The sequence below is a fragment of the Achromobacter pestifer genome, from assembly GCF_902859625.1.
GTDB lineage: Bacteria > Pseudomonadota > Gammaproteobacteria > Burkholderiales > Burkholderiaceae_B > Achromobacter > Achromobacter pestifer.
This window is the reverse complement of the sequence record NZ_CADIJX010000003.1, coordinates 153,515-171,196: the sequence shown is the minus strand read 5'-3', so window position 1 is coordinate 171,196 and position 17,682 is coordinate 153,515. Positions and strand designations below refer to the sequence as shown.

General features: G+C 62.3%; 13 protein-coding genes and 1 tRNA gene. 12 read left to right on the top strand and 2 right to left on the bottom strand.

What is annotated here, in order from left to right:
• Positions 1-98: 98 nt before the first annotated feature.
• The 6 genes from HV753_RS12475 (at position 99) to HV753_RS12450 (ending at position 7,656) form a co-directional block, all read left to right on the top strand.
• A complete protein-coding gene (locus HV753_RS12475) occupies positions 99-1,265 on the top strand; it encodes an acyl-CoA dehydrogenase family protein (RefSeq protein WP_175174809.1) in 1,167 nt (388 codons plus the stop codon).
• 64 nt (positions 1,266-1,329) lie between these two features.
• Positions 1,330-2,313, top strand: a complete 984-nt coding sequence (locus HV753_RS12470) for a Bug family tripartite tricarboxylate transporter substrate binding protein (RefSeq protein ID WP_175174808.1) — start codon at positions 1,330-1,332, stop codon at positions 2,311-2,313.
• A gap of 13 nt (positions 2,314-2,326) precedes the next feature.
• Positions 2,327-3,304, top strand: coding sequence for a tripartite tricarboxylate transporter substrate-binding protein (locus tag HV753_RS12465; RefSeq protein ID WP_175174807.1), 978 nt, complete (start codon positions 2,327-2,329; stop codon positions 3,302-3,304).
• A 6-nt stretch (positions 3,305-3,310) separates the two neighbouring features.
• Complete coding sequence (locus tag HV753_RS12460) at positions 3,311-4,480, top strand: acyl-CoA dehydrogenase family protein (protein ID WP_175174806.1); 1,170 nt, start codon at positions 3,311-3,313, stop codon at positions 4,478-4,480.
• Between the two features lie 18 nt (positions 4,481-4,498).
• Positions 4,499-5,494, top strand: coding sequence for an acrylyl-CoA reductase family protein (locus tag HV753_RS12455; protein ID WP_175174805.1), 996 nt, complete (start codon positions 4,499-4,501; stop codon positions 5,492-5,494).
• A gap of 44 nt (positions 5,495-5,538) precedes the next feature.
• Positions 5,539-7,656 (top strand): acetate--CoA ligase family protein, encoded by a 2,118-nt coding sequence (locus tag HV753_RS12450; protein WP_175174804.1) that lies wholly within the window; start codon positions 5,539-5,541, stop codon positions 7,654-7,656.
• 129 nt (positions 7,657-7,785) lie between these two features.
• Here HV753_RS12450 and htpG read toward each other — a convergent pair whose 3' ends face one another.
• Positions 7,786-9,684: a molecular chaperone HtpG gene (htpG, locus tag HV753_RS12445; RefSeq protein WP_175174803.1), complete on the bottom strand. Its 1,899-nt coding sequence runs from the start codon at positions 9,682-9,684 to the stop codon at positions 7,786-7,788.
• Positions 9,685-9,828: 144 nt separating this feature from the next.
• Positions 9,829-11,229: a DKNYY domain-containing protein gene (locus tag HV753_RS12440; RefSeq protein WP_246288253.1), complete on the bottom strand. Its 1,401-nt coding sequence runs from the start codon at positions 11,227-11,229 to the stop codon at positions 9,829-9,831.
• Between the two features lie 178 nt (positions 11,230-11,407).
• On the opposite strand from HV753_RS12440, the gene HV753_RS12435 reads away from it, so the two are divergent.
• From HV753_RS12435 to HV753_RS12410, 6 genes are all read left to right on the top strand, one after another.
• Entirely contained in the window at positions 11,408-12,796 is a 1,389-nt protein-coding gene (locus HV753_RS12435; RefSeq protein WP_175174802.1) for a uracil-xanthine permease family protein, read from the top strand.
• A 165-nt stretch (positions 12,797-12,961) separates the two neighbouring features.
• Positions 12,962-13,046 (top strand) — tRNA-Leu (locus HV753_RS12430).
• Between the two features lie 461 nt (positions 13,047-13,507).
• The gene (locus tag HV753_RS12425; RefSeq protein ID WP_217481467.1) at positions 13,508-14,347 is read left to right on the top strand and encodes a hypothetical protein; all 840 of its coding nucleotides are present in this window, start codon (positions 13,508-13,510) and stop codon (positions 14,345-14,347) included.
• A gap of 35 nt (positions 14,348-14,382) precedes the next feature.
• Positions 14,383-15,582 carry a DNA adenine methylase gene (locus HV753_RS12420; RefSeq protein WP_217481466.1) on the top strand — a complete coding sequence of 400 codons (1,200 nt, stop codon included), beginning with the start codon at positions 14,383-14,385 and terminating at the stop codon, positions 15,580-15,582.
• 250 nt (positions 15,583-15,832) lie between these two features.
• A complete protein-coding gene (locus HV753_RS12415) occupies positions 15,833-17,080 on the top strand; it encodes a hypothetical protein (RefSeq protein WP_175174801.1) in 1,248 nt (415 codons plus the stop codon).
• Between the two features lie 108 nt (positions 17,081-17,188).
• Positions 17,189-17,656: a MarR family winged helix-turn-helix transcriptional regulator gene (locus tag HV753_RS12410; protein ID WP_175174800.1), complete on the top strand. Its 468-nt coding sequence runs from the start codon at positions 17,189-17,191 to the stop codon at positions 17,654-17,656.
• Positions 17,657-17,682 lie beyond the last annotated feature (26 nt).

Genomic DNA, 17,682 nt, shown 5'->3' with positions numbered 1-17,682 from the left:
TATTCTCCGCCGCTTTGCTAGCCTGGGTTTCCAGTCGCCCCGGAACCGGAACGTCGCCGGCAGGCAGGCTGGATATCCAAGAAAAACGGAGACACTTCATGATCAGGGACCCCGACGGTTTCCCCAATTTCCTCGACTCGCTGCGCCGCTTTGTCCGCGAACAGCTGGTGCCGCGAGAGGCCGAAGTGGCTCGCCTGGACGAGGTGCCGGACGATCTGGTGCGCGCCATGGCAGCCCAGGGCATGTTCGGGTATTCGATCCCCGAAGCCTACGGCGGCGCCGGCATGAGCACCGAAGAACTGATCCGGGCCGCGCTTGAACTCTCGCAGTGTTCCGTGGCGTTCCGCGCCCGGGTGGGCACCAATACCGGCATTGGCTCCGAAGCGCTGGTGGCCGACGGCACCGATGAGCAGAAAGCGCGTTATCTGCCCCGGCTGGCATCCGGCGAACTGACGGGCTGCTTCGCCCTGACCGAACCCCAGGCGGGCTCGGACGCCACCGCCTTGCGTACCACCGCCGTGCGCGATGGCGACAGCTACGTGCTGAACGGCGAAAAGTGCTTCATCACCAATGCGCCGTTGGCCGGGCTGTTCACCGTCATGGCGCGCACCGATCCCGACGCCCCTGGCGGCAAAGGCATTTCGGCGTTCATCGTGGAACGCAGCACGCCCGGCCTGTCCACCGGGCAGCCCTACGACAAGATGGGCCAGGCGGGGTCGCCCGTGTCATCCGTTCATTTCGAGGACTGCCGAGTCCCTGCCGCCAACATCATCGGCGGCCAAGCGGGCATGGGTTTCAAGACCGCCATGAAAGTCCTGAACAAGCAACGCATCCATCTGGCCGCGCTGTGCATCGGGCCGGCCATCCGCATGCTGGACGACACCATGCGCTTCGTGGCCGAACGCCAGCAGTTTGGCAAGCCGCTGATGGACTTTCAGCTGATCCAGGCGATGCTGGCCGACTGCCAGACGGAAATCCAGGCCGCGCTGGCGCTGGTGCTGCAAACCGCGCGCGAACGCGACGCCGGCCAGGATGTGACGCTGAATGCATCGATCTGCAAGTACTTCGCGTCGGAAATGTGTGGCCGCGTGGCGGATCGGTGCGTGCAGATGCACGGCGGCTACGGCTACATCGCCGATCAGGGCATTGAACGCTTCTATCGCGATGTGCGCCTGTTCCGCTTGTACGAAGGCACCAGTCAGATCCATCAACTGACCATCGCCCGCCATACGCTGTCCCAAGCAGGTTATATGCCCGGCCGCTAGGCCTGGGCGAACCCCGGGACCCCGGCCACAAGAAGCCGGCGGCCCTGAACCAAAGGAGACTGACATGCTGCACAAGCACCTGCCAAAATGGATCGCCGCCACGGCGGCCGCACTTGCCTTCGCGGCCGTGACGCCGCACGCCGTGGCCGCTTATCCCGACAAGCCCGTCCGGCTGATCATTCCCTTCGCGCCTGGCGGATCGACCGACATTCTGGGACGGCTGCTGGCCGAGGCGCTGCACCCCATCCTGGGCCAGACGGTCATCGTCGAAAACAAGCCTGGCGCCGGCGGCAACATCGGTGGCGACTTCGTTGCCCGCTCCGCCCCCGATGGCTACACGCTGCTGCTGGCCGCGGCCGGTCCCACGGTCATCAACCCCAGCCTGTACGCCAACATGCCGTTCAATCCGGCCAAGGATCTGGTTGCCATCACCTGCATCGAGAAAGAGCACAACCTGATGGTGGTCAAGAAGTCCCTGCCAGCCAAGACCTTGCAGGAATTCTTGCAGTACGCGCGCGCCAATCCGGGCAAGCTGTCTTTCGGTTCACCCGGCAATGGTTCGCCCGCGCAGTTGGCTGGCGAATTGCTCAAGCAAAAGGCCGGCTTGCAAGCAGAGCATGTGCCCTACAAGGGAACGGGCCCCGCGCTCACCGACCTGGTGGCGGGCCATATCGATTTCATGATCGACAACATGCCGGCACTGCTGCCGCAGGTGAAGGCAGGCACCATCCGCGCATTGGCCGTGCCCAGCGATGCGCGTGCTTCCGCCGCGCCCGACGTTCCCACCTTTAGCGAAGCGGGTCAGCCGGGGTTCGTGGTGATGGCCTGGAAAGGTCTGATGGCGCCCGCCGGCACCCCGCCCGCCGTGGTCGACCGCTTGCATGCCGCCGTGGTCAAGGCCTTGCAGGATCCCCAGTTGCGGGCCCGCTTCCAGGAACTGGGCGCCGAACCGTTGGGCAGCACCCCCGCCGAATTCGCCAAGCAGATCGCGGATGAGACCGCATGGTGGGGCAAGCTGGTGCAGTCCACCGGCACCAAGATCCAGTAGCCCGGAGACCGCCATGCATCCATTCACTCAAGCATTGCGTGCGTTGTGCGCCGCCGCTCTCGTGGCAACGGCCGGAACGCCGCTGACCGCCATCGCAGCCTATCCCGATCATCCCATCCGGCTGATCGTGCCCTACGCGGCCGGCGGCGGCGCCGACACCGCCGCCCGCATGATCGCCCGCAAGCTGGCGCCGCTGATTGGCCAGACCGTGGTGGTGGAGAACAAAGCGGGTGGCGCGACGCAGATCGGCACGGCCTATGTGGCTGCGGCGGCCCCCGACGGCTACACCTTGCTGATGGGCACCGCCAACCTGGCCACCAACAGCGTGCTCTACGCAAAGCTGCCCTACGACGTGCAAAAGAACCTGGTGCCCGTGGTGTGGGCCACCGACGTCCCGGTCTATCTGCTATTGCCTGCCGCCAGCCCCATCCACACCCTGGACGCGCTGAAACTCGCCGCCACCCAGCAGCAAGGCCTGACCTTTGCCACGGCAGGCACCGGCAGCATCCCGCATCTGGCTGGCGAACAATTCGCCCACCAGACCGGAATCGCATTGCGGCACATCCCGTACAAGGGCAGCAGTGAAGCCGCGACGGCCCTCGTCGGCGGCCAGGTGCAACTGAGCTTCGACAACCTGGCGCCGGTCTATCCGCAAGTTCAGGCGGGCCGCCTGAGAGCTGTCGCCATCGCCGCGGCGGCACGCAATCCCGAATTGCCCGACGTGCCCACGCTAACGGAATTGGGCGTGCCGCTGGTCGCCTCTTCCTGGTGGGGCGTGATGGCGCCAGCCGGCACGCCGCAGACCGCCATCGCCCTGCTGAACCGCCAGATCAATGCCGTGCTGGCAGACCCCGAGGTTCGACGCTACTTCGCGGGGTTGGGCATGCGAGCCACTGGCGGCACGCCGGAGGCATTCGGCCGGCATATCACCGACGAGACGGACAAGTGGCGAGCCGTGGTCCGTCAGGCCGGCGTGAAGATCGAGGAATAACCCGTCATGCGACAAGAAGATCAACCGAACGGCGACATCGCCTTGCAAGACCTCTGCGAGCGTGTGCGCCAGTTCGTGGACGACGTTGCCATCCCGGCGGAATCGCCCGCCATCGCCCGCGACGTGGCCGCCCTGGACCACTGCGTGGCGGGGCTGCGTGAACAAGCCCGCCGGGCCGGCCTGTATGCCCCCCAATTGCCCACGGAGTGGGGTGGACTGGGCCTGGGCTGGGTCGCGCTGGCCCAAGTGCTGGAAGCGGCGGGACGCGGCTTTCTCGGGCCCGCCGCGCTGAATTGCGCCGCCCCTGACCAACCCAACATGCTGACACTGCTGCGCCTGGGCACGCCCGCCCAGCAGGAGCGTTATCTGCGTCCATTGATCCGCGCGGAGCAGCGCGCTTGCTTTGCCATGACCGAGCCCGCGCCAGGCGCCGGTTCCGACCCGTCGATGCTGCGCACCCGCGCCGAGCGGCACGGCGATCGCTGGGTGCTGAACGGACACAAGCAATTCATCAGCGGCGGCGTGGGTGCGGACTTTGCGCTGGTGCTGGCGCAAACAGATATCGGCGCCACCCTGTTCCTGGTCCCCGCCGACACCCCGGGTTACCGCGTCGTGCGTGACATCGGCATGGTCACCGGTTATCAGATCGGCGGCCACGCCGAGATCGAACTGCACGGCTGCGAGGTGGGCGAGGACGCCGTGCTGGGCGAACCCGGCCGGGGCCTGGAACATGCGCAACTGCGGCTGGAACCCGCGCGTTTGTCCCACTGCATGCGGTACATCGGCCGTGCCCGCCGCGCCCTGGACACCGCACAGGCCTATGTTGCCCAGCGCGAGTCCTTTGGTTCGCGCCTGGCCGACCTGCAACAGATCCAGGCCATGATCGCCGATTCGCACATCGATCTGCACGCCAGCCGCCTGATGACGCTGGACTGCGCCCAACGCATGGATGCAGGGCTATCCGTCAAGCAGCACAGTGCCATGACCAAGGTCTTCGTGTCCGAAGCCGTGAACCGCGTGGCCGACCGCGCAGTGCAGATGATGGGCGCGTCAGGACTGTCGGACGACACGCCGGTCGCCATGATCTGGCAAGAAATGCGCCCTTTCCGCATCTACGACGGCGCCAATGAACTACATCGCGCCACGCTTGCCCGCCGCCTGTTGGCGCGCGCCTGACCCACTTTGGAGACCCGCATGGCCAACCTAGAATTCCAGGCTTATCGGCTGCATGGCAGCCCGGACGGCGCCTTGCCGCAAGGTCGCTTCGACACGCTGTCGGTGGATGAACTATCTGCCGGTGACACGCTGATCAAGGTGGCCTATGCGGGCCTGAACTACAAGGATGCGCTGGCCCAGGCCGGGCGCGGCAACGTCATTCGCAACTACCCGCGCATTGGTGGCATCGACCTGGCCGGCACGGTCGTGCAGTCGGCCGACCCTGCCCTGGCGCCCGGGCAGGAAGTCGTGGTGCATGGCTTTGGCATTGGCGTGGATTGCGACGGCGGCTATGCGGAATATGCGCGCGTGCGTCACGATTGGGTCTTGCCTCTGCCGCGTGGCATCAGCCTGCTGGACGCCGCCGTGTTGGGCGCTGCCGGCTACACGGCCGCCTTGTCGCTGCATTGGATGGAACACTGCGGGCTGACGCCCGACCAGGGCAGCGTCCTGGTCACGGGCGCCACCGGTGGCGTTGCGGGCATTGCCATCGACATACTCAGCCAACGTGGCTACACGGTGTGCGCCATGTCCGGCAAGCCAGAGGCCGAAAGCTATCTGCGGTCGCTGGGCGCCGCCGAGGTTATCGCGCCGCCAGACCTATCGGGTCCGATCAAACCGCTGATGAGCGCGCGCTGGGCTGGCGTCATTGACTCCGTTGGCGGGCCGCTGCTGGCCCACGCCCTGGCCAGCCTGCGCCCGGACGGCGTGGCGGCCGCTTTCGGCAATGCGGGCGGCGCGGACCTGCCCGGCTCGGTCATCCCGTTCATCCTGCGCGGCGTGAAGCTGCTGGGCATCAATGCCAACAGCCCCATGCCGCTGCGCCGCGAACTCTGGCAAAGACTGGCTACCGACTACCGCCCGTCGCGCCTGGCCCTTGCTTCGCGCGTGATCGAACCCAAGGACTTGCCGCAGGCGCTGGCTGCCTTGCTGGAACGCGGCAGCACGGGCCGCAGCGTCGTGCGCTTTGCATGACGGCTGCTTCTGAACATTCTCACCGACACGTCTTCACCCACCCCATGCCTCCGCTTCCCGACCCCTCGCTGTCCCGCCTCTTCAACCCCCGCAGCATTGCCATCGTGGGCGCCTCCGCCACGCCCGGCAAGATCGGCGCCATGCCGGTCAGCTTGCTGCGTCAGCACGGCTACGACGGCCGCATCCTGCCCATCAACCCGCGCGCGCAAGCCGTGCAGGGCCTGCCCACAGCACCGGACCTGGCCGCGTTGGACTCCGAGGCCGATCTCGTCATCCTGGCCGTACCTGCCGCGCACGCCGCCCAGGCACTGGCGCGCGCGCGCCCAGGCCAGGTCGGCGGCGCGGTGGTGTTCACATCGGGATTCTCGGAAACCGGCGCACCCGGCGTCGCCATGCAAGAACAGTTGTGCGGCATCGCTCGCGAACGTGGCATCCGGCTGCTGGGCCCCAATTGCCTGGGCTTCATGAACATCCGGCGCAATATCTACGCCACGTTTTCCCCCGCCCCGGCCAACGGCACGGTCGCCCCCGGCGGCATTGGCATGGTGTCGCAAAGCGGCGCGTTCGGCGCCTATGCATACTGCATGGCGCGAGACCGAGGCCTGGGCCTGTCGCATTGGATCAGCACGGGCAACGAAGCCGACATCGACGTCGCGGACTGCATCGAATGGCTGGCCCATGACGACGACACGCGCGTCATCATGACGTACATGGAAGGCTGCCGTGACGGCACCAAACTGCGCCGCGCCCTGTCCGCCGCGCGCGACGCCGGCAAGCCCGTGGTCGTCACCAAGATCGGCCGCACCCAGGCCGGCGCGCAAGCCGCGGCGTCGCACACCGCTGCGCTGGCAGGCGACGACGCCGTCTACGATGCGCTATTCCGCCAATACGGCGCCGTGCGCGCCCGCACCATCGAAGAATTCTTCAATCTGGGTTATGCGCTGGACACCTGGAAGCAACGGCCCCAAGGCAAGCGCCTGGGCATCTTCACGATCTCGGGCGGAGTCGGCGCCCTGATGGCCGACGATGCGCAAGACGCCGGACTGTCGCTGCCCGAACCCGCAGTGGAGGCCCAGGCCAGGCTGCTGGAACGGGTGCCCTTCGCCAGCGCGCGCAACCCCGTCGACGTCACTGGCCAAGCCGTCTCCGAACCCGGCCTGCTGCTGGCCACCGCCGAAGACATGCTGGCCGACGACCGCTACGACGCCCTGGCCGTCTTCCTGGCCGCGGCGGGGTCGTCGGAAGCCCTTGGCCCCACCTTTGAAACCTTCGCCCGCGAAATGCGTGCACGCAGGCCCAACGTACCGCTGGCCATCTGCGCCCTGTTTCCGCCCGCACGCCGGCGCGAACTGGAACGCCTGGGCGCGCTGGTGTTCACAGACCCCAGCGCCGCGATCCGAACCATCGGCGCGGTAGCCAATCTGGCGACAGATACCGATGCGGATGTCGATGTCGATGCAGACGTGACCACAATCGCTTCCGATGACGCCGCGCCGAAGCTGGCGTCCTATAACGAAGTTCAGGCGATGGCGGTGCTGCGCGAAGCCGGCATGCCCGTGCCCGACTGCACGCTGGCCACTCACGCGGACGCAGCCGTGCTTGCCGCTGCGCGCGCAGGTGGCCCCGTGGTGCTTAAAGTGGTGTCGCCCGACATCCTCCACAAGAGCGACATCGGCGGCGTCAAGCTGGGCCTGTCCGGCGACGACGCCGTGCGCCGCGCCCACGACGCCATCCTGGATAACGTCCGCGCCCATCGCCCCGACGCCCGCATCGACGGCATCCTGGTCGCCCCCATGGCGCCCCAAGGCGTCGAGTGCATCGCGGGCGTGCATTGCGATCCGGTATTCGGCCCCGTCGTCATGTTCGGACTGGGCGGCGTATTCGTGGAAGTGCTGAAAGACGTCAGCTTCCGCCTGGCGCCCTTCGGACGCCAGCAGGCGCTATCGATGATCCGGGAAATCAAGGGTTACGCATTGCTGCAAGGCGCGCGCGGTGCGCCGCCTTGCGATATCGACGCCTTGGCCGATGCGCTGGTCGCGCTGTCGCGCTTTGCCTATTCGCGGCGCAAGGACTTCAGTTCGGCAGAGATCAACCCGTTGTTGGCGCTGCCCGAAGGCAAAGGTGCGCTGGCGTTGGATGCGGTGCTTATTCCCACCGTGTAGCGTGCTTGCGGGTGTTGGCTTTTATCCACCGGCCCAGGCGTTCGATCAGCGTGAATATTGAGAATTTCCCAATGCAACAAACAAAAAGGGCGCCCTCACAGGCGCCCTTCGCTTTACCGCGTTTGCTGATTACTTCAGCAGCAGCGCGTTCAAGCGCTTCACAAACGCAGCCGGGTCGGCGATCTGCGCGCCTTCGGCCAGCAACGCCTGATCCAGCAGCAGACGCGCCCATTGGTCGAACTCGCCGTCTTCCGCCGCGCGGATACGCGCCAGCAACGGGTGCTCCGGATTGATTTCCAGCACCGGCTTCACGTTCGGCGCTTCCTGGCCGGCGGCCTTCAGCATGCGCAACAGATGCGGGCTGAGTTCGTTCTGGCCCACCACCACGCACGCCGGGGAATCCACCAGACGCAACGTCACGCGCACTTCCTTGACCTGCTCTTCCAGCGTCTTTTGCAGGCGCTCGACCAGCGGCTTGAAGTCCTCGGCCACTTCGGCCTGGTGCTTCTTTTCTTCTTCGTCGGCCAGTTCAGCCAGGTCCAGGCCGCCCTTGGCCACCGACACCAGCGACTTGCCATCGAATTCGCGCAGATAGGACAGCATCCATTCGTCCACGCGGTCAGACAGCAGCAGCACTTCGATGCCCTTCTTGCGGAAGATCTCCAGGTGCGGGCTGTTGCTGGCCGCGGCGAAGGTGTCCGCCGTCACGTAGTAAATCTTGTCCTGGCCTTCCTTCATGCGCGACACGTAGTCGGCGAACGACACCGTCTGCGCCTGATCGCCCGAATGCGTGGACGCAAAGCGCATCAGCTTGGCAATGCGTTCCAGGTTGGCCGAGTCTTCGCCCGCGCCTTCCTTCAACACCTGGCCGAATTCCGACCAGAACGTGGCGTAGTCTTCGGGCTTGTTTTCCGCCAGATCTTCCAGCAGCGACAAGATGCGCTTGGCCGAACCTTCACGGATCGCGCGCACATCGCGGCTTTCCTGCAAGATTTCACGCGACACGTTCAGCGGCAGGTCGGCCGAATCGATCACCCCGCGCACGAAGCGCAGATACGACGGCAACAGCTGATCGGCGTCGTCCATGATGAAAACGCGCTTCACGTACAGCTTCACGCCGTGGCGGCCGTCACGGTCCCACATGTCCATCGGCGCGTGCTTCGGCACATACAGCAGCTGCGTGTATTCGCTGCGGCCTTCCACGCGGTTGTGCGTCCAGGCCAACGGATCGTCGTAGTCGTGCGACACCGTCTTGTAGAACTCGCGGTACTGCTCTTCCGTCACGTCCGACTTATTGCGGGCCCACAGCGCGCTGGCCTGGTTCACTGTTTCCAGTTCGTCGGTCTTGACCTGCTCGCCCTTTTCTTGGTCCCAATCTTCCTTGGCCATGCGGATCGGCAGGGAGATGTGGTCCGAATAGCGGCGCAGAATCTCGCGCAGCTTCCAGCCGTTCAACAATTCGTCTTCGTCGGCGCGCAGATGCAGCGTCACGTCAGTGCCGCGCGTGGCTTTTTCAGCGGCGGCAATGGTGAATTCGCCCTGGCCGTCGGACTCCCACTGAATCGCGTCCGTGGCGCCCGCACGGCGGCTGACCACCGTGACCTTGTCCGCCACGATGAACGAGGAATAGAAACCCACGCCAAACTGGCCGATCAGTTGCGCATCCTTCTGCTTGTCGCCCGTCAGTTGGGAAAAGAACTCCCGCGTGCCAGAACGGGCGATCGTGCCCAGGTTGGCCACGGCCTCGTCGCGCGACAGGCCGATCCCGTTGTCGGAGATCGTGATCGTGCGGGCCGCCTTGTCGTAGCTGACGGTGATGGCCAGTTCGCCACCGCCTTCCAGCAGCTCGGGCTGATCGATGGCTTCAAAGCGCAGCTTGTCGCAAGCGTCCGATGCGTTCGACACCAGCTCGCGCAAGAAGATTTCCTTGTTGCTGTACAGCGAATGGATCATCAGGTGCAGCAGCTGCTTCACCTCGGCCTGGAACCCCAGGGTTTCGGACGTGGAGGACGTGGCGGTTTGGCTCATAGTTTTACGTGAAGGTCGATTAAATTAGGGACAAAACAAAGGGATGCCGGGGCGACATGCCCACGCGGGATCCGGGAAACCCTACTGATGTGGGGGCCAATGGAAGGTTTTCAAGACCGGGCCATCCCGCAGCCCGATTTTGATTCAAAACAGCGATAGAAAGCCGCGATACCGGGTCTTCGCTTCCAGGATCGTCTCGCTGGCGGGCGCCGCCATTTTTCCGTCTCTGATCAGCTTGCGGATGTCGTCCATCCTGATTTGCAGGGTCTGTTGCGACCCCAGGAGGAAATCGGCTGCGCCACGGTCCAGGATCCGGTAGATCGGGCTGAAGACCAATTGGCTGCTGCCGGTTTGGTCAAAGTAATAAAGTTGGTCGCCGTTTTGCCAGACCGAGCCAAACCGGTGATACACGTCGCCCAGCTTCTTCCATTCGCCCGTCGGGGCGCCCTTCACCCGATTGATCTGGGTAGCGCGGTAAATCAAACCGCCCCCGCCCCGCGACGATCCCCACGATTCGCGGCCTTGCAGAATCAGCACCTGCTTGCCATCCGAGAACACAAAGGGAGATAGCGCGGTAAAGCGCCCCGACGCAAACGGATCATCGCCAGCCCGTTCCACCCGATCTTTCTGGCTGTTGAAGAAGTAAATGCCGTCCTTGCCCGCAAACAGCGCCTGCTTCACGTGCTCGCTACGGGGGCTAAGCAGGCGGTACGGCGCATGCGCGGCATCAAAAGCCCGCGCCCCCACGTACACCATGCCGTCGCGTCCGTCGTACAGGTACGGCTGCTGATACAGATCGCCGACACGGAAGGTATGCAACGCCGGGGCGTCCGACAGCGCCAACAATTGATCGTGGAAATAAACGTGGCGCCCGTCCGCGAAGAAATCCTCGCTGAGCCGGTCGGCGCCATCCCTGCCCCCACGCAAGCGCCGCATGGTGTCCGAATTCGCCTGCGGCATCGGAAGCCCTTGATAGAAGACGCTGGCGCCGTCCGTCGCCAAATCACGGTCCAGCAGTGACCGATACGGCTGGGCGCTGGCCGGCAAGGCCACGTAGGGATACAGGTACGTCTGCGGCTTGGGGCCTGCGTTCCGTTGGTACTGGAACTTCTGCCACACCTCCTGCAAGCCACCCAGCTCTTTATTGATCACCGTATACGGCGCGCAATAGAAAGCCGCCGTTCCATCGGTGTAATAACTGTTGCCAACCGTCCGCACCGACGCGGGATTCAACCCCGGCAATATCTGATTGCCGCAATACACATGCTGGCGGTCCTTCGCCACCTGCCGGTTCGCATAGTCTTCACCGATGGGCTCGAAAGTCGCCAGATCCGCGCCCGGCATCGGGTAGGAGCCATTGCTGGGAACTGCCGCGTAAATGCGGTCGGCATTACGCTTGTAGATCGTGCCCGAATACGATTGGCCCGCGTCCGCAAGCGCGTTGGCGTCATCATCGGCCAAGGCCAAGAACAGCAATGACATCGGCGACATCGCGATGAGGATCACCAGCGCGCTCAGGATCCATCTCGTCCGTTTCTGCATCATCGATTCTGCATCGTTATTCTTCGCCCGATCAGGTGTTTGGCGGCATCGCGTTAGCGGCCCAAATTCTAGCAAGCCCTGCCCCGAGAGCCCCAACGGCAAGGCTTGCGGGGCGCTCCGGGGCCTTCCCCGCTAAAATCCCGCACTTCTCCTTCACCCCCCACCTGGCCGGCCCCCCGCCATGCAACCCGCCTCCCTAACCCAACCCGCCCCCCACGGCGCCTCCGACGACACGCCCAGCCATGATCTGGTCTACGGCCCCGACGATCGCCCCGCGCCTCCCGTCGCCTTCGTCGCCGCGCTACAGCACCTGCTGGCCATCCTGGTTCCCATCGTCACCCCCGGCCTGCTCATCTGCCAGGCTCTGGGCGTCAGCTCCCGCGACACCACCCTGATCGTGTCCATGTCGCTGGTGATCTCCGGCATCGCCACCTACGTGCAGTGCAAGCGTTTCGGGCCCCTGGGCGCCGGACTGCTGATCGTGCAGGGCACCAGCTTCAACTTCGTGGGGCCGCTCATCGCCGGCGGCTCGGTCATGGTCAAGCAGGGCACCCCGGTGGAAGCCGTGATGGCCGCGATCTTCGGCGTCGTCATCGCCGGCTCGTTCGTCGAGATGGGCATCAGCCGCATCCTGCCCTTCGTGAAGCGCCTGATCACCCCGCTGGTCACCGGCATCGTCGTGCTGCTGATCGGCCTGACCTTGATCAAGGTCGGCCTGATCAGCATGGGCGGCGGCTTCGGCGCCATGGCCAACGGCACCTTCGCCAGCGCCGAGAACCTGACCCTGTCGGGCTTGGTCCTGGGCACCATCATCCTGCTGAACCGCGTGCCGGTCGTATGGATCCGCAGCACCGCCCTGGTCCTGGCCCTGGCCGTCGGCTACATCGCCGCCGCCGCCATGGGACGCCTGGACTTCACCGGCGCCCGCGAAGCCGCCCTGTTCCAGATCCCCGTGCCGCTGCACTTCGGCCTGGGCTTCTCGTGGGCCCTGTTCGTGCCGATGCTGATCATCTACCTGGTCACGTCCCTGGAAGCCATCGGCGACGTCACCGCCACCAGCAAGGTGTCCAAGCAGCCCGTTGAAGGCCCGCTGTGGATGCAGCGCATCAAGGGCGGCGTCCTGGTCAATGGCGCGAATTCGCTCCTGGCCGGCGTCTTCAACACCTTCCCCAGCTCGGTTTTCGCGCAGAACAACGGCGTGATCCAGTTGACCGGCATCGCCAGCCGTCACGTCGGCGTGTGGATCGCCGGCATGCTGATCCTGCTGGGCCTGTTCCCGGGCGTGGCAGGCGTGCTGCAAGCCGTGCCCGAACCCGTCCTGGGCGGCGCTGCGATGGTCATGTTCGGCGCCGTGGCCGCGTCCGGCATCAACATCCTGGCCGGCATCCACCTGGACCGCCGCGCCCTGCTGATCATCGCCGTGTCCCTGGCCCTGGGCCTGGGCGTGTCGCAAGTACCCGAAATCCTGTCGCACCTGCCGCACTCCGTGAAGAGCGTGCTGGAATCGGGCGTGGCCACCGGCGGCATCTGCGCCCTGGTCATGAACTGGTTCCTGCCCGAGAAAAAGTAGTGCTTTGACCGGGGCAAATCTGGGTTTCCGTCTACGAGCGGACCCTGAATTTGCCCCGATCAACAGGCTCCGTTGCAGGGGCGCCTGACAATTTCCGAAAGTACGCATATAATCGCTGTCTTCGTTCTCCCGCAGCCGTCATCTGGACGTGTTCGCGACCCCCTTGCCCGGGTGGTGAAATTGGTAGACGCAGGGGACTCAAAATCCCCCGCCGCAAGGCGTGCCGGTTCGATTCCGGCCCCGGGCACCATCTATAGATCTTCCGATCATTCAAGCATTTGGAAGATATCGCAGTCCAAGCCCCGCATCGGGGGATTCCTTAGCGTTTTGGTCAGATACCGTACTAGTGCAGCGCGTGCCTCTTTGCGAAGCACTCAGGGCTACGAGTGTTGGGACACTACTTTCTCTGATCATTGAAGCGGCGCGCGCCTTCACGCAGGCACTCGCTTGCCCTTGGACCACGCTGAAACCGGATTGGAGTTCTTTGGCTACCCGACAAAGCGAGCGTTCGCTGCCCTACGAGGATCTCCCGCAAAAGCGTTGTAGCCGGAAGTAGAATATACCCAGCCAGGGTAGGATTAGCGCACGATCGGCAATCGCCGGGACATGTCGCTCGTAGTATGTTCCTGCTTATCCTCCACGAGCCTTAGATATTTCATAGCGCTTATCCGCCAGTGATTAACAAGCCTCAACCCACCAAAAAAATTACCATTGAGCAATTATTCAGTGAATATAAATGAAAAAACAAGAGACGTGGAGTACGTCGAAATATTATTAGAACCACTCAGAAAGTGCGCAGATTATCTACCCAAAATGGGCGGCCAAGAAGAAGTCGACCTTGGTGGTTTTAGAGTTCTTTATGGCGCCGATTCATTGTACCGGTGGATGGGTCTGGATTCGCCGTTAATGTTTGCCGCACATAAAGCTGCCGGAGGAATGACCTCTGTCTATCGCCAGCTTGGGATTGGATGCGAACGAATCTTTCGACGCATTTTGCGTGACGAATTACAGCTGACCACTGACCAAGTTGCTTGGTCCTACGAAGTACTACCAGACGACCTGCAAGAGGAAGTCGACACTCAAAAGAAGCCTCGAATTCTTTCTTTAGATGGTCGAATTGAACTCGCCGACATTCGTTCAGACGAATCTCGACTGCGAGTCCAGGAATGGATCAATCAACAACAACGCCTGCTTGACATAACGACCTCATTGCGAGGAGCCGTTTTCGAAGTTCGGCAAGGCTACAAAAGCGCAGATTCCAAGCGTCAAAATGCAGACCTATCCAATGCAGCCCAAGCATTAGGACATGGATTTCTGCCCGTACTTACCCTAATGAGCACGCAAATAAATCAAGTTGTCCACGCTCGATATCGCGTAGGGAACTGGGCAATTTTGACTGGCACAGTAGGGGCCAAAGACGCAAGAAATTCAACCTTTGATTTCTTGCGTACTGTTATTGGCTATGACCTTGCCGCATTTTTTGAAAGAAATACAGAAGCTCTGCGCGAAGGCACAGAATCAATTCTCAGTGCCCTCTTGGATACAAAATGACCCACTCGGCCATGATGGTTAGTCGAAACGAGCACATGACCTTCCGCGCCAATATGGGCGTAGGGCGTCATGGATGGTTGCGCCTTACCCCTGCTTATGGAGTAAGAATAGTTCGAGAACGAATCGCAGCCATGCCCTCGGATAGCGTCATTCTGGACCCTTTTTCGGGAACGGGCACCACCACGCTAGCCGCTGCTGAACGTGGACACTTTGGACAATCAACCGATGTCAACCCATTTTTAGTATGGCTGGGAAATACAAAGCTCAAAAACTACTCGGAAGATGTACTGCTTGACGCATTAGAAGCGGCACGTTCGCTCATTGATGCTCACCCCCACTCCAATCATCATGAGAATCTTTGGCAACCGAATATCCACAACATTGAACGGTGGTGGTCTCCTGGCGCCTTGCAAGCATTAAAAATACTTCGCCATGGAATAGACAAACTGGAAGGCGATGTCCGTAATCTTTTGGACGTGGCTTTTTGCCGGACGCTTATTGCTTGCTCCAACGCTGCTTTTAATCATCAGTCGATGTCGTTCAAAGAATCATCAGCGGCGCCTACTCTATTCAACAGCGATGAAGTCTCATTAATAATCCAATCGTACTACAAAGAAATTGCTGAGATCGTTGACAGCGCCCGTTTCGATTTGGCGGGAAGCGGCGTAGTCGTCCTCGCTGACGCTAGGGCAGCATCAGAGAGCATTCGACAGGCAGATTGCGTCGTAACATCCCCTCCATACGTTAATCGGATGAGCTATATCCGAGAACTTCGGCCGTACATGTACTGGCTGCGCTACCTAGATCAAGCTTCCGACGCTGGGAATCTCGACTGGAAAGCGATAGGTGGAACCTGGGGCACAGCCACAACAAAAGTTGGCGCTTGGTCTCCAGAATTTTCAACCCCTGTCGAAGCTGAACTAGATAAAATCTGCGCAGCCATCAGCTCTGATGGAGGAAAGAATGGCCCTCTTCTTGCGAATTACGTCCGCAAATACCACCATGACATGTGGCTACATTTTCAGGCCGTGACCAAATTGGTCAAGAAAGGCGGGACTCTCTCGTACATCGTGGGCAACTCGACGTTTTACGGACATGATGTGCCTGCCCAAGAATTGTATGCAGAGATGTTGCGAGCGTTGGGATGCGTTGAAGTCGAAGTTGAGACGATACGAAAAAGAAACTCAAACAAACGTCTTTTTGAATACGATGTTACCGCGACGCTTGCATTCTAATTAAGAGAAATTACGCAGCATTCGCCGTAAAGCCAGTGTTGTGAATCCAGATGGTCTTGGTGCAATACATCATCAAGCGCGTAGCCGGGGCTGAAACCCAGCATTTTCCTGGAATGAGAGTTAAGTTTGGTCGTGGCATCGTCCGGTTTACGCTGTATGTCAGGACCGCAGCCCCATGTCAGGTTTTTTGCAACCGCGAGGGAAGCTGGCTGGGCATTCCCGCCCCCTCCCCCGACAGGCTGTCCCGTACATGACGACAAGAACCTACCGGCGCTACCTCTTCGGCATCATCCTATCCATCGCCTTGGCGGCCTGGCTTGCTGCCCTTGGCATCATCGCCGTCACCTCTCCCAACCTGGGCTGGGGCATCGTGGCGTTGATCACGGCGGCGATCTGGGTGGGTGGGCCGTTGGCCATCGTGCTGGTCGTCACCTGGTGCGTCTATCTGGTGCGTGACCGCGGGCAGATGCCGGGGCGTGTGCATGCGCTGCTTTTCATGCCGACATTGCTTGCGTTGCTGATCTACCCGGCAGCCCAATCCATCGAGCAGGGCAAATACAACGCCTTCAGCGCCTCGCATCCCGCGATTGCCGAGACACACGTCAATCTAAGCGGGCGGGATCTGTGGATCGACGCGACGCCCTATGCCAGCACATCCTCGGGCGCGGGCCCCACCATGCCGCTGTCGGCCAGGGAACCCCAGCGTTTCATGGCGTTTATCCGTTATCCCTCACCCGATTCCACGGGTGCCGCCGCTGGGGCTTTTCCGTACCAGGGGGCACGGTTGAGCGACGGCGTCGTGCAATATGCCTATCGTCCTGACGCCTCCGGCGCAGCCACGGCGTTGCCGTTGAAGCGGCTTTCCTACCCGGACCTGACGCCGCTCTTTCCCAATCTGGGCAAAGATGAATCATCGAAGCTCCGATATCTCTATTTCCACTACCCCGACCATGTTGAGGTAGCCCCCGCGTTGCAGCGCCTTGCCGGGATGACGGAGCAACGGCTGGATGCCGCCAGGCAGAAAGGGCTGGTCTTGTTGAAGGCGCAAAACTACACGCCGAACACCATCGTCAGGCTGGAGATCAATGGCCAGACGCTGGATATCGGCGACCGGGCAATGGAATCGGTGGCACCGCTGCCTGCGCCCTGCCACGATTACGCATGGCACGTGGGCGGCGCTTTCGTGGATCTCGACAAGCCGCTGACGCTACGTTGGCAAACGTTGGATGCTCCGCAATCCTGGCATACGGCCACCTTGCGCGTTCCGGCGTTTGCCCAGCCCAAGCCGGTTGATGGAGAATCCACGCTGGCGCGAGCGCTGCTCTATTTCCTGCCCGATGGCACGGTCGAGGGCGAACGGTTTGTGGAAGTCCATATGCCCAAGGCACAACTGGGCATACGGGCGACTGGCATACCGGCGCGAGCGACCGCCTACGCAAGCTGCGGCAGCGCCTTTAGCGCTTTCAATCCGCAGACGGTCAAGTTACTGGCGGACTGAGCAATAATCCCATCTTGGCATCAGGACTCAGCCTGCGGGCTGCCTCCGTTCAAAGCGTGTGCCGTTGACAAAAATCATGATGTTCATTGCATTGCTTCGGATAGGCTTATGCGCAATATAAAAGGCAAGTCCTCGTCCAATAGGGATGGCTATTTGTTTTCTGATCAGGTGGGCCACCTGCTGCGGCGCGTCTACCAGCGGCACACCGCTCTCTTCCAGCAGTACATCCCCGACTCCCAGCTCACCGCGGCGCAGTTCGTCGTGCTGTGTTCGGTGCGGGATCATGGCGCCAGCTCTTTGGCCGATCTGGTGAAGGCGACGGTCATTGACCAGGCCACCGTGCGCGGCGTGGTCGACAGGCTCAAGCAGCGTGAATTGGTCCAGGTGGATCACGATCCCGTGGACCGGCGCAAGGTCGTGATCAACCTGACGCCCATCGGCCAGCAGTTGGTGCAGCAGATGGAACCGTTCGCCAAGCAGATCACCGAAAGCACGTATGGCAATCTGAATCCCGCCGAACGCCTGGCACTGAATTTTCTATTGACGAAAATGCTGAATAGCGACGAGCAGGACTAGCCTGCTCGTCGCCATCGGTACAGCTG

Excerpts from the sequence above, each read along its gene's own strand:
- HV753_RS12475 (WP_175174809.1), top strand. The coding sequence starts at position 99 with ATGATCAGGGACCCCGACGGTTTCCCCAATTTCCTCGACTCGCTGCGC.
- HV753_RS12470 (WP_175174808.1), top strand. The coding sequence starts at position 1,330 with ATGCTGCACAAGCACCTGCCAAAATGGATCGCCGCCACGGCGGCCGCA.
- HV753_RS12465 (WP_175174807.1), top strand. The coding sequence starts at position 2,327 with ATGCATCCATTCACTCAAGCATTGCGTGCGTTGTGCGCCGCCGCTCTC.
- HV753_RS12460 (WP_175174806.1), top strand. The coding sequence starts at position 3,311 with ATGCGACAAGAAGATCAACCGAACGGCGACATCGCCTTGCAAGACCTC.
- HV753_RS12455 (WP_175174805.1), top strand. The coding sequence starts at position 4,499 with ATGGCCAACCTAGAATTCCAGGCTTATCGGCTGCATGGCAGCCCGGAC.
- HV753_RS12450 (WP_175174804.1), top strand. The coding sequence starts at position 5,539 with ATGCCTCCGCTTCCCGACCCCTCGCTGTCCCGCCTCTTCAACCCCCGC.
- htpG (WP_175174803.1), bottom strand. The coding sequence starts at position 9,684 with ATGAGCCAAACCGCCACGTCCTCCACGTCCGAAACCCTGGGGTTCCAG.
- HV753_RS12440 (WP_246288253.1), bottom strand. The coding sequence starts at position 11,229 with ATGATGCAGAAACGGACGAGATGGATCCTGAGCGCGCTGGTGATCCTC.
- HV753_RS12435 (WP_175174802.1), top strand. The coding sequence starts at position 11,408 with ATGCAACCCGCCTCCCTAACCCAACCCGCCCCCCACGGCGCCTCCGAC.
- HV753_RS12420 (WP_217481466.1), top strand. The coding sequence starts at position 14,383 with ATGACCTTCCGCGCCAATATGGGCGTAGGGCGTCATGGATGGTTGCGC.
- HV753_RS12415 (WP_175174801.1), top strand. The coding sequence starts at position 15,833 with ATGACGACAAGAACCTACCGGCGCTACCTCTTCGGCATCATCCTATCC.
- HV753_RS12410 (WP_175174800.1), top strand. The coding sequence starts at position 17,189 with ATGCGCAATATAAAAGGCAAGTCCTCGTCCAATAGGGATGGCTATTTG.